We start from the raw sequence: 12,559 nt of genomic DNA on the forward strand, positions 1-12,559 counted from the left end.
TCGCGAAAGCGCAGCCGGTCTTGGATCTTAGGGGCTAGACTGCCTCATCTTGGCCAGCGTTGGGGTAGGGGACTGGGTTGGCATGTTGCTTGCCGGCGTTGGTAGGCGCTGCGGGCGCTTGCTCCACGGCTCCTGCAGCCTGCTCCGGTGGAATATCCGGCGCCTCCTGCTGGACTTTTTCCCCGTTAAGGAAGGGCTTTAGGGCCTCGCGGATCATTGGCATTGCAGATTCCGCAAAAGCATTGGTGATGTGGTGCATGTCGCGGTAGACCATCGTATTGCCGATGATGACCGGGCAGTCACCATTGGCATCGCAGAACCACGGAGCGGTATCAATCGAGAGCATATTCTGGTACTTCGACAGCACGACCGCACCGGGGTCAAAAGGCTGGTAGACCTGCTCAAATCGCATGCCGCAGCCATAAGCATCTTCGGAAGCGACGTAGCATTCATCAAACTCGCGTGGGCGGCCTTCTTCATCGAATCCCCACGGGTTATCGCGGAAGCCCAAGAAAGGAATATCGCGGTCGGCCAATTCATCCCAGAACGCCTGGTAGCCGGCGGGCACGGCATCAGGGCCGGTGCCATATTCATTTTGCGGGCGAGTGGTATTCGAGATGACCAAGGCCGGGTTCGCCTCTTCGATGCGATCCATGACCAGCTTGCCCCACTCGGCACATTCTGGGGTCACGGTGACATCGTCACCCAATTCAATCGGGCAGCCCTGGCGCAGCAGCGGTACCAACTTAAAGCCCATTTCCTTGCCTAAGCGGTCCAGCGGGGCAGAATACTGCTCCGCGTGGGAACCGCCCACCAAATAGACTTCCTTCTCTGCGTTGGGGTCACCGAAAATGCAGGGGGTCTTTCCGTCCTTGCGGGTTTCGAAGAAGAAGTCAGCAGGCTGGCTATCTGGTACGAAGCACCAATTTGTCGCTACCGGTGGCTGGATGCCGCCGGCCAGGATCGGATCAGGTTTAATTTCCACATTATCCGGCGGGGTGATGTCGTTGATGAACGTCGTTGCGCCGGGGTAAAGGGCAGGATCCAAAAGCTCTGCATCAGCATCATTCAGTGTGCGCATCCATAGCGGTTGGACCGCCAAGAGGCCGATAACAGCCGCGGCGACAACAACGCCACCCACACCGCGTGCGGCACCGGCGGGTTTCTGCAAGGTCGACAGGCCCTTGCGCACCGGTAGATCCTCCGACGTGGGGCGCTTGCGATGCTGGCGTAGGGGCTTTTCCAAAAAGCGGTGCGTGAGGTCCGCCAACACCAGCGAAATGACGATAATGATGACGCCCAACCACCACGATGGGGTTTCTTGACCCAGGTAGGAGGTGGACAAAATGAGCAACGGCCAGTGCCACAGGTAGAGCGGATAGGCTACGTCGCCCAGCCAGCGCGCCTGCTTGGAGGCCATGGCCTTGGAAATCTTGCCACCGCCGCCCAAGATAATGAGTACGGCGCCGCCTAGTGGCAAGAGGGAAAGCGGGCCAGGGTACGCAGTGGTATCCGCGATGATGGCACCAGTAAAGATGAGCATCAGAAGGCCCAAACCAGTAAAGAGATCATAGAGGCGGGCTGGAATCTTCCAGGAGGAACCGTAGATGGCCAGGACCGCGCCCAAGGTCAACTCCCAAGCGCGCGACCAGGTGGAGTAGTAGTTCTCCGGAGTTCCGTAGAGGCCGTGGCGCGAAGCATAGGCAAAGGAAGCAATCGTGACCACGATGAGGATCGGGCCAGCAATCTGGTTGACCGTGGGGAAACTGCGCTTGCCCAAAGGTTGCTGCTTTGGCCGGAACTTCATGATGGCCGCCAAGATGAGCGCGAAGGCAATGCCCATGATGTAGAACTGGCCCTGCACGGCCATGGACCACATGTGCTGTAGCGGTGAGGTATCAGCCGCGGCCGCCGTGTAGTCGGCGTTTTGTTCCGCTAGCTCCCAGTTCTGGTAGTACAGCATGGTGGCTGTGATCTGTTGAGTGAGCTCGGTGCGCATGAGCTGCGGGGTGAAAATGCGCACTAGAATGTAGGTCACACCGATGACCAAAACCAAGCTTGGTACCAGGCGCCGCAAGGTACGCCAGATGGGCCACCATGGGTTCAGCGAGGCGTTGGGCTTGCTCGCGTAGCGCAGTTGGGAGCCCAAGAAGAAGTAGCCGGATAGCAGCAAGAATACGTCGACGCCGCCGGAAACGCGTCCGACGAATACGTGGTAGATAACTACTAGGCCGATGGCAATACCGCGCAGACCATCAAGGTCATAGCGGTACCGGAAATTTCGCGGTGATTCTTTAGTCATAAACTGTCTTTTCGTGCGCCTATGCCTGGATGGTAAGGCGGAAGGCGCGCCATACATATGAAACGAAATGTCTATATTCGGCCCCTAAGGGTACTCTGCTTCAGTATCGCAGGCATAACGAACCTGCGTGCGTGGCGTAGTGATTTTTGAAAATGCAGCTACTCGCGCTAAAATATCCCAGGTTATCTACTCGGATATTCTGAGCTAGATAAATTGAAGAACGTAATATTCTGCGTAGCACCGTTCCCGTCTACGGTCGGCCGGTATGTCACGCGCAGATAAAATCCAAGGGTTGAACCGGCGCACAACCTAGTGCGCGTCTGTACTGCCCAGTGACTAGTAAAGGAGCCAACATGGCTGTCAAGATCAAGCTGCAGCGCCTGGGCAAGGTCCGCGCTGCTGAGTACCGCGTTGTTATTGCTGATGCCCGCACCCGTCGTAACGGCAAGGTCATCGAGAACATCGGTATCTACCACCCGAAGGAAGAGCCTTCCCTCATCCAGATCGACTCCGAGCGTGCACAGCACTGGCTGTCCGTTGGCGCACAGCCAACCGAGCCGGTTCTCGCTCTGCTGAAGGTTACCGGTGACTGGCAGAAGCACAAGGGTCTGCCGGGCGCAGAGGGCACCCTGAAGGTTGCTGAGGAGAAGAAGTCCAAGCTGGAGATCTTCAACGAGGCACTGGCTGAGGCCAACAACGGCCCGACCATCGAGGCCATCACCGAAAAGAAGAAGAAGGCAAAGGAAGAGGCTGAGAAGAAGGCTGCTGAGGAAGCTGCTGCTGCAGAGGCTGCCGCTGCTGCCGCCGGCGAAGCTGACGCTGAGGCCGAGGAGAAGGCTGAGGAAGCTTCCGAGGAGTCCGCAGAGTAATCTGCCTCCCTTGCTAAGCGCATAGCGCTTCTAGCTTTGGGCCCGTCGCTACGATCACTGGTCGTAGTGGCGGGGCCTTTGTAGTTTTTGGTGCCTATAATGCCGGCACACGAAAACGACCGTGCACGCTAGCCCGTGGCGGGGCTGCGTGCGCGGTCGCTAGTGAAATTGGCGCGCAAGGAAACTTTCGGCGTCCCTCTCGGGGATGTGCCGGTTCGCCTTTAGCTCTGTGGCTTGTATTTGGGGTAGCGGCTGTGGACGTTGGATGGATCCTTAAAGTCCATGCCGCGCAGGGCGCCTGTAACAACCGGTGTGAAAAGCTCGAGGATCTGCTCGCGTGGAAGCCGGGACATAGGGCCGTTGATGGCAAGTACGGTAAAACCGTGAATGGCCGACCAGGCCAGCAGAGCATTCTGCATGAAATACGTAGCGTCAGTGGTATTGTCCAGCGCTTCCGCGTGGCGGGACAACAGCGCGAAGAAATCGCGAATCTGCTGTAGGTGATCCATCTTCGGATCATCTTCCGTATTGGGATCTACACCAAGCATGAAACGCAGCGCCTTCCACTCCAGCATGCAGCGGAAGAAATTGGCCTCATCCAAGGCAAACTCGAGGTAAGCGTAACCAATCTGCATCAGGTGCTCTGGAAAATCTAGGCCCTCTGCAGTCTCGGTAGTCTCGTGTAAACGCCGGACCAACTCATCGGTGGCAAGCTCAGCGACCTTATCGTGCAGTTCTTCTTGGTCCTTGAAATGGCGGTATGCAGAGGTAGGGGACACTCCTGCTTCGCGAGTTACCGCACGAACGGTAATTGCGTCGGGGCCGCTTCTTTTGCCTAGTTGAACAGCGATACGGAGCAGCTCATCGTGGAGGTTTCCATGATGGTAGGGCTTATTGTACGTTTCCATAAAACTCATTTTATCAACAAAACCTATGTACGTATAAACTATTAAGTCAGCATGGTGAGCAGCAAAATTGCGGGGGTAGAAGGGTCGCCGCTCTCGCTTGTAGCCTCGACTTTATGTACCTCATATGCAGGAAGGTGCACGATAGAGCCGGGGGTGAGCGTGATGGTTTCACTGCCGTAGCTGAAGTCAAGCTCACCGCGCAGCGCCTGCACGGTGATCGGATGTGCGGCCTTGTGATCGGGCAGGGACTGTCCTGGTGCAAAGCTAAAGAGAATGAGGTTGGCACCATCGGCGCTTAAGATGCGCTGGACGCCTGGGCGCGGGCGTTGCGGATCGGTATCTGGTGCGATGTCGAGCAGGTTGAGCGCGGTCATGGCAGAGGTGCCACTGGAATGAGAAGCCGCGCCAAAGGTTTCCGGGGAGTTGGTAGGTAGGTTGCTCATGGACCCACTTTAACGACAATGACACTCAAATTCTGGGTTAGCTTTCTAAAGTGGCGGAAGTTTATGACTGACAAGGGCAAAGAGGTCTGTGTTGTAGACTTTCCGCTATGGAATTGATGATTGGTCGCGTGATTAAATCGCACGGCGTGAAAGGCGAAGTCGTAGTCGAGGCCACTACGGATGAGCCGAAGGTGCGCTTTGCGGTAGGGGAAGTTCTTCATGGCACGCAGGGCAAGAAGGGGCACACACTAACTACCAAGGCGGTCCGGAGCCATAAGGGAAGGCTGCTCGTCACCTTCGAAGAGATCAAAGACCGAACAGTGGCGGATAGCCTACGTGGTACCAAGTTCTTTGCCGCGCCGCTCGACAGTGATGATGGTGGCTTTTATGACCATGAGCTGGAAGGGCTTCGCGTTCTTTTAGCGGGCAAGGAAATCGGTAAGGTCACATCGGTCATCCACGGCGGAAGCCAGGATTTGTTGGAGGTAGAACTCGATAACAGCAAGGAGGCGCTCATTCCCTTCGTGCATGCCATTGTTCCTGAGGTGAACCTAGAGGCTGGAACGTGCACCATCGATCCGCCGGAAGGACTGCTTGATCTATGAGGCTTGACGTCATCACCATCTTTCCGGAGTACCTGGACCCGTTGCGGCATGCGCTTCTGGGAAAGGCCATTGAACAAGGTCGCCTTGAAGTAGGTGTGCACGATCTGCGGCAGTGGGCTACGGATGCGCATAAGTCTGTCGACGACTCGCCGTTCGGTGGTGGTCCCGGCATGGTTATGAAGCCAGAAGTTTGGGGGCCGGCGCTCGATAGCGTTGCTGCGCGGGAAAGTGCGCCCAATCTAGAGTCTGCGCTGCCACATTTGAACCGTCCGCGCCACGATGAATTAGAAGGGGTAGAGGCACAAGCCTATGCGGTTGATGCCACGGCCGATGAGGATAGCGACCTCCCATTGCTTATCGTGCCGACGCCAACGGGAAAACCGTTTAGCCAAGCAGATGCGCGGGCGTGGTCCAATGAGGAGCATATTGTTTTTGCCTGCGGGCGTTATGAGGGCATCGATCAGCGCGTGGTGGATGACGCCGCTCGGCGTTACCGCGTGCGCGAGGTTTCTATCGGCGATTATGTGTTGATCGGTGGGGAAGTGGCAACGTTGGTGATTGCTGAGGCTGTGGTGCGCCTCATCCCCGGGGTGCTGGGAAATAAGCGCTCTCATGAGGAAGATTCTTTTTCTGATGGTCTCTTAGAAGGCCCGAGCTATACTAAGCCGCGAGAGTGGCGTGGCCTAGCCGTGCCGGACGTGCTCACCTCGGGAAACCACGGTTTGGTAGACAAATGGCGGAGGGAACAGGCATTGCTGCGCACGTGGCAACGCCGTCCCGAACTTTTGGAGGCGGCTGAGCTCGATAAGGACGACAAGGCCTTCATCGCGCAGTTGGAACAAGAAGCCAACACCCAGGGTGAAAGCTAATGGAGGTAAGCGCTGACCTCTCGGTACTCCTAGTAACCCAGGAGTGGGAGAAAAGCCTCGAAGCATTACCGGAGGCGATACGTGTCCGGGGTTTTAAGCCAATAAGCATTTTTGCCCTCCAGGTAGCGGAGGAGTGCACTGAAAGCGGCCCGCTAGCGCAGGAATATCGCTTCAGATTCGGCCAGTGGCCGCAGAGAATTCCGGTGTGGCGGCTCATCGTAAACGGAGAGACCACACAGCCCCTGGCCACAGTGGCCGCCCTGGTGGCAGACTGCTTGCCGCCGGCAGCCTCGTGGGTGGGCAGTGCGGAAATCGGTTTTACAGAGATGGGGCTTGGCGCCCCAGCGGTGTGGCGGGCCGAATCTGGGTTATAAGCGCAATCTGGAAAACTCTTTAGCGCTTTTTCCTGCCTAAACTGCAGCGCATATGCCTTCTAGGGTTATAGTAAAGGGGACTTTCCCTTCAGATTCCTATTCCCAAGGTGGTCCCTTAACCATGACGGCTCCCAATGGCAATAACTACGGTGGATATAACCAACAACCGCCCCAGTACAATCAGCAGTATTATTCCCAGCCGCAGCGAAGCGGTGGCGTAGGTGGCGCCACGATCGCCGCGATTATCGCAGCCATTGTGGCGGTTATCGCGGTGGCTGCCATGGTCATCATGTTCGTGACCACTAACAAGGATGATGCATCGACTAGCGCGGCTGCCGATAGTCAATTCCAACAGGCGGATGCGAATAGTGGCTCCGGCTCCTCCAAGGACGATGCAGACGATGAGGATGAAGATTCCAGCCCGGTCACGGTCACCAAGACCAAGGATGCTCCAGCTCCAGCGCCGGCACAGGCAGCGTCTTCTGGCAGCAGCAATGGGCACTCTTGGAGTGACTTCACTAGCTACTATGCGGCTACCAGCAAAACCTCCAGTGGGTTTGCCAACAACGTCTATACCGCGTTTATGAATAACTGGGTCGCTGGCGGCGGAACCGGCGCTACCTTGAGTGTCTACTCGCCGGCAACAGGTGGTACCTACACCATGTACTGCTCCGGTAGCTCTTCGCGCGTTTCCTGCTCCGGCGGCGATAACGCCCGCGTGGTTATCTACTAAGAACGCACTACGGCAACCTCCTTTCCTTACTGGGGAAAGGAGGTTTTGTGCGTATTGGGGGCGTCGGCAAGCGAAGGCAGTAAAGGGGCCGTGCGGTAAATTGGGTGGGTCTAATCCCAAGCCTCGAGAAAGAGTGAGGAGACCACGTGAATATTGCGGCCACTATCGCCGCCGAGCTCAACGTCAAGGAATCGCAGGTTTCTACCGCGTTGCAGCTGCTTGCGGAGGGCAATACAGTGCCCTTTATCGCCCGCTACCGCAAGGAGGCCACCGGTGGGCTGGATGACTCCCAGCTGCGCACCATTGAAGAGCGCGCGAACTATTTGAAGGAACTGCAAGACCGCAAGGAGACCATCCTTGCGGCGATTGAAGAGCAGGGCAAGCTTAGCGACGCCCTCAAGGAACAAATCCTTGCCTGCGAATCCAAGGCGCGCCTAGAAGATTTGTATCTGCCGTATAAAAAGCGCCGCAAAACGAAGGCCGATATTGCCCGCGAAGCCGGTCTTGAGGAACTGACCGATAAGCTCATTGCGGATCCCAACGCCGCTCCAGAAGAGTTGGCACAGGCCTTTACCACCGAGGGCTTTGAGGACACCAAGAAGGCCCTCGACGGCGCCCGCGCCATTTTGGTGGACCGCTTCGCGCTCGACGCGGATCTGGTGGGTGAAGTGCGCGAGCGTATGTTCATTGAGGGCTCCATGGGCGCGCGCGTTGTTGAGGGCAAGGAAGCCGAAGGCGCGAAGTTTAAGGACTACTTTGATTTCAACGAGCCCCTCCACAAGCTGCCTTCGCACCGCATTTTGGCGCTGCTGCGTGGCGAGAATGAGGGCGTGCTGCAGTTGAAGCTAGATGCCGGCGATGACGCCGACTACGAGGATGTAATCGCCTCCCGCTTCGAGCTGGATCGCTCCTCCAAGTGGCTCGCCAACGCCGTCCATTGGGGATGGCGCACCAAGCTCTATATTTCCTCTAGCCTGGACGTTCGCATGCGGCTCAAAGAGATTGCGGAGGAAGGCGCGCTGCAGATCTTTGCGACCAATTTGCGCGATGTGCTGCTCGCGGCACCTGCTGGCCAGCGTGCCACCATCGGCTTGGATCCGGGTTACCGCAATGGTGTGAAGTGCGCGGTAGTGGACAAAACCGGCAAGGTGCTCGACACCGCCATTGTCTACCCGCATCAGCCGCAGAACCAGTGGGGCCAAGCAGTTCAGACGCTGTCGACCCTGTGCGCCAAGCATTCTGTAGACCTTATGGCCATCGGCAACGGCACTGCCTCCCGCGAGACCGAGAAGCTTGCCCAGGAAATTGCGGACCTCATCAAGCAAGCCGGCGGTCAGCGACCCACTCCTGTAGTGGTATCGGAGTCCGGCGCTTCGGTTTACTCAGCCTCGCCGCTTGCGGCGGAGGAATTCCCCGACATGGATGTCTCACTGCGCGGCGCGGTCTCCATCGCACGCCGCTTGCAGGATCCTTTGGCTGAGTTGGTCAAGATTGATCCGAAGGCCATTGGTGTGGGGCAGTACCAGCACGACGTTAATCAGACGGCGCTCGCCCGCACCCTTGATGGCGTCGTGGAAAGTGCGGTAAACGGCGTGGGCGTTGATCTCAATACCGCTTCCGTCCCGCTGCTTGAGCGCGTAGCTGGTGTCAATTCCACCATCGCCACCAATATTGTGGCCTACCGCAATGAACACGGTTCTTTTGCTTCCCGCAAGGAACTGAAGAAGGTACCGCGTCTTGGGCCTAAGGCCTTTGAGCAATCTGCAGGCTTCCTCCGCATCAACGGCGGTACCGATCCGCTGGATTCCTCTGCCGTACACCCCGAGGCCTATCCTGTCGTCTCCCGCATCGCGGAGAAGACGGGCCTGGGTATTTCTGAACTTATTGGCAATACCCGAGTGCTCAGCACGCTGGCGCCAGCAGACTTTGCAGACGAGACTTTCGGCATTCCTACGGTGACCGATATCATCGCCGAGCTGGATAAACCCGGACGCGACCCGCGCCCTGAGTTCAAGACCGCCACCTTTAAAGAGGGCGTACATAAGGTTTCCGATCTCACCCCAGGCATGATTCTTGAGGGCACGGTGACAAACGTGGCGGCATTCGGCGCCTTCGTGGATGTCGGAGTCCATCAGGATGGTCTCGTCCACGTTTCTGCCATGAGCCACAAGTTTGTCTCTGATCCGCACGAGGTCGTGCGCTCTGGCCAGGTGGTCAAGGTGAAGGTCATGGAGGTTGATGTGGAGCGCCAGCGCATCGGTCTCTCGCTCCGTTTGGATGATGAACCGGGGAAGCCGGCTCCCAAGCGCCGCGGTGATTCCCCACGCGGTTCCGCTAAGTCCGGCGGCAGAGGAGAAGGAAAGCGCTCCGGCCACAACTCTGGGCGCGGATCCCGGGGTGGCTCGCGCGGCCGCACGGGTGGGGCAGGCAGCACCGGCGGCGGTGGAGCCATGGCCGATGCCCTGAAGAAGGCAGGATTCTAACCGCTTTCAACTGCCGTTGGGAAGCCCCGATTCGCCCAGCTGTGTAGCTCCCATCGCCGTGGGCGATGGGAGTTTTTCCTGTTCGGAAGCAAGTTTTGGATGGATTGGTGTCTAAAATGCGCGGATATCAACCCAAAATGGTAAGTTGAGCAAAACTAAATATCTGCTGGTTCGAGTCACTGTTTAGTGCAAGGAGAAAGAAATGAGCAACGGGGCTAAAAGAGGTTACAGCAGGGGAGTATTGGGTTGGCACCGCCTACTCGATTGGCGGCCCCGCAGCGTGTTGGCCCGAGTATGCATAGTGTTCTTCTTGGTTGCGCCCATCATTATTGCCGGGACCATGATGTGGGCGATGTGGGACCCTTCCAAGTACATGCGCAAGATCGACTTGGCGGTGGTCAATGAGGACGTGGGCGTAGATAAGCAGGACACGTACACCAACTACGGTGAACAGGTGGTAGAAGGATTGCTAGATACCAACTACCTCAATTTCACAGAGGTGGAAAAGACTGAGGGTGATGAAGGCCTAATCAAGGGCAAGTATTTGATGGTGGTGACCATCCCCAAAGATTTTTCCCAGCAGGCGGTGACCATCATTAGTGACAATCCCGTCAAACCTGAAATCCATTTTGCTAGTAACGACTTTTACGGGTCCAATGGTTCCGTCATTTCCTCAAGTCTGATTCCCCAGGTGCAAACCAGTGTGGAAAACGCGATTTCGAAGAAATACGCTGACCAGGTAATTGAGGGGCTCAACAAACTAAGTGACGGCCTAGGCAATGCCGCCGACGGCGCTGGGCGTCTTGATCAGGGCGCTGGGAAGCTTCAGGAGGGTGGTAGCCGTGCTGTCGCTGGAATCAGGGAATTGGGAGCTGGTGCCGGAAAGATTAATGACGGAACCTCGTCTTTGGTCGATGGAACCGCTCGTCTCAATGAAGGGGTTGGGCGCCTCGATGAGGGTGCGGTCCAGCTCGATGAAGGTGCGGCTCAGCTTGCCACAGGGTCCGATAAACTGCTTTCTGGAACTGGCCGTCTTGCTGACGGCGCCGGTCAGATCGATGGCGGAGTCAATCAGCTCACGGGAATGCTTATTCCAGTGCTTAAGCAGGCCCAGATTGTGGTCCCAGCACTGTCGCAGCTGGTAGGCGCATTGCGCAATTTAGGTATGGAGCAGCAGGCAGAGCAACTCAATTCGCTCGTATCCAAGCTTGACCCTGAAGCGAGCGGAAACATGGTGGACAAACTCGAGCAGCTTTCGGAGGGGACTGGTCAGCTACATTACAACCTTTCAGATCCCAACTCGGAGTATCTGGGGGGAATGAATAAGCTCAATGTTGGCGCCCATCGTCTTTCGGATGGAACCAAGCAGCTTCGTGGAGGCGTGGGAGAGCTAAGCGATGGAGCCTCGCAGCTGCACGATGGTGCCACCCGCCTTCATGCAGGTACCGGTACTCTTAAAGAAGGAACCGATCGGTTAGCGGCCGGAGGCGCAGAGCTTAAAGGCGGTATGGATAAGCTCAAGTCTGGTTCCGGTGAACTATCCCAGAAGCTGACGGATGGAGTAGCCAAAGCGCCAACTATTTCCAAGCCCGATAAGTCGGCTCAAAACATGGCCGTGCCTATCAACTTCACGGCGTCCAATGTGCATCCGGTTCAAACCGTGGTAAACCCCTTGGACCCTACTCGCAAGGACATTACCGGCGGTGCCTCACTTCTTTTGGTCCTCGTCTTTGGCTTCCTCGTCATGCTGCTTGTAGCTCTGATGCTTCCGTATTACTTAGGCCGACGAGGGGTCCGTGTGGTGCATCCAGCGCGCGGAATACTTGGAGCTTTTGGCGTACTAACTATTCTCAACTTTCTTATTCTAGCATTTATGGCACTCATGTCTGCGACGCTGGGCTGGGTACCTGAAAGCTGGCCAATGATACTCGGGGTGATAGCGGCGATAGCTGCAGCAGGCGCGGCAACCTACCAGTTCTTCTTGGTGACGTTTGGGCGAAAGGTAGGTGGTGTGTTTGCCGCGGGACTCTTCGCTTTAGGTGTGATGGTCTTCGGCGGTGTGTGGCCGGTAGCCGCTATTCCGCGGCCGCTCAGCGTTGTTCACCCCCTCCATCCGATGGCCTATGCAAAGGATGCCTTCACGCGCGCTACTGACGGAATTTATGATACGACTTTCTGGACCGGCATGGGGGTGCTGGTCGTGACCGCACTGCTTGCGCTTTTAGCGTCTCAAGCGGTTTTCCGTGCGCGTCACCTAGGTACTGCAAGAATTGTTGATGAACACCTCTTTCGTGCAAAGTCCACTGCGGCGGCATAGTTTGGGTGGGGCCAGGGCCAGCTATAGAAGAATTTGGTTCTTGCTGGCGAATATGGAAAAGTAGTACACCGTTCTATGTAACGGGCACGAACCGGTTAGGCAGTATGCCGCTAGGGTCCTCTGTCCCAAACTGAAAAGGAATATTGGCATGTCCAACATTATTGACAAGGTTGATGCAGCACAGCTGCGCGACGATATCCCGTCCTTCCGCCCAGGCGATACCCTTGACGTTAACGTAAAGGTTATCGAGGGCAACAACGAGCGTGCACAGCTCTTCAAGGGCATCTGCATCCGTCGTCAGGGCTCCGGCATCCGTGAGACCTTCACTGTCCGTAAGGTTTCCTTCGGTATCGGCGTTGAGCGTACCTTCCCGGTTCACTCCCCGAACCTGGAGTCCATCAAGGTCTCCCGCCGTGGCCGCGTCCGCCGTGCGAAGCTCTACTACCTGCGCGATCTGCGCGGCAAGAAGGCTCGCATCAAGGAGCGTCGCTAGTACTAGCGCGCTGCGCGCCAGCATCCCCCTGCAACCAACCGTGGGTGCAGGGGGATTTCTATTTTCCTAATTCCCTTCATCCCTATGCCGAGGGGGAAGGGGGCAAGCGAAAAGTTGGCTGTGAATCCCCCTGCCGCGAGGGGGATAAGACCGGACATCGGGC

General features: G+C 57.0%; 10 protein-coding genes. 7 read left to right on the top strand and 3 right to left on the bottom strand.

Features of this window, described 5'->3' with window-relative positions:
• Positions 1-34: 34 nt before the first annotated feature.
• Positions 35-2,302: an acyltransferase family protein gene (locus tag QP965_RS00670; protein WP_284843810.1), complete on the bottom strand. Its 2,268-nt coding sequence runs from the start codon at positions 2,300-2,302 to the stop codon at positions 35-37.
• Between the two features lie 353 nt (positions 2,303-2,655).
• On the opposite strand from QP965_RS00670, the gene rpsP reads away from it, so the two are divergent.
• Entirely contained in the window at positions 2,656-3,171 is a 516-nt protein-coding gene (rpsP, locus tag QP965_RS00675; protein ID WP_005325261.1) for a 30S ribosomal protein S16, read from the top strand.
• A gap of 221 nt (positions 3,172-3,392) precedes the next feature.
• Here the strand turns inward: rpsP and QP965_RS00680 are convergent, their stop codons facing one another.
• Both QP965_RS00680 and QP965_RS00685 read right to left on the bottom strand, forming a co-directional pair.
• The gene (locus tag QP965_RS00680; protein ID WP_284814014.1) at positions 3,393-4,079 is read right to left on the bottom strand and encodes a TetR/AcrR family transcriptional regulator; all 687 of its coding nucleotides are present in this window, start codon (positions 4,077-4,079) and stop codon (positions 3,393-3,395) included.
• Positions 4,080-4,120: 41 nt separating this feature from the next.
• Positions 4,121-4,522: a cupin domain-containing protein gene (locus tag QP965_RS00685; RefSeq protein ID WP_284843811.1), complete on the bottom strand. Its 402-nt coding sequence runs from the start codon at positions 4,520-4,522 to the stop codon at positions 4,121-4,123.
• Positions 4,523-4,629: 107 nt separating this feature from the next.
• Here QP965_RS00685 and rimM point away from each other — a divergent pair, with 107 nt between their 5' ends.
• The 6 genes from rimM (at position 4,630) to rplS (ending at position 12,396) form a co-directional block, all read left to right on the top strand.
• Positions 4,630-5,127, top strand: coding sequence for a ribosome maturation factor RimM (gene rimM / locus QP965_RS00690; protein WP_284814019.1), 498 nt, complete (start codon positions 4,630-4,632; stop codon positions 5,125-5,127).
• A complete protein-coding gene (gene trmD / locus QP965_RS00695; RefSeq protein ID WP_284765823.1) occupies positions 5,124-5,996 on the top strand; it encodes a tRNA (guanosine(37)-N1)-methyltransferase TrmD in 873 nt (290 codons plus the stop codon). Before rimM ends, trmD begins: the two co-directional genes overlap by 4 nt.
• 495 nt (positions 5,997-6,491) lie before the next feature.
• The gene (locus QP965_RS00700) at positions 6,492-7,103 is read left to right on the top strand and encodes a hypothetical protein (RefSeq protein WP_284814021.1); all 612 of its coding nucleotides are present in this window, start codon (positions 6,492-6,494) and stop codon (positions 7,101-7,103) included.
• Positions 7,104-7,249: 146 nt separating this feature from the next.
• Entirely contained in the window at positions 7,250-9,586 is a 2,337-nt protein-coding gene (locus QP965_RS00705; RefSeq protein WP_284843812.1) for a Tex family protein, read from the top strand.
• Between the two features lie 202 nt (positions 9,587-9,788).
• Positions 9,789-11,903, top strand: a complete 2,115-nt coding sequence (locus tag QP965_RS00710) for a YhgE/Pip family protein (RefSeq protein ID WP_284843813.1) — start codon at positions 9,789-9,791, stop codon at positions 11,901-11,903.
• 148 nt (positions 11,904-12,051) lie between these two features.
• On the top strand, positions 12,052-12,396 hold the full coding sequence (gene rplS / locus QP965_RS00715; RefSeq protein WP_005325245.1) for a 50S ribosomal protein L19: 345 nt from the start codon (positions 12,052-12,054) through the stop codon (positions 12,394-12,396).
• The last annotated feature ends 163 nt before the right edge of the window (positions 12,397-12,559 follow it).

Source organism: Corynebacterium sp. MSK074, from assembly GCF_030229735.1.
Lineage (GTDB): Bacteria > Actinomycetota > Actinomycetes > Mycobacteriales > Mycobacteriaceae > Corynebacterium.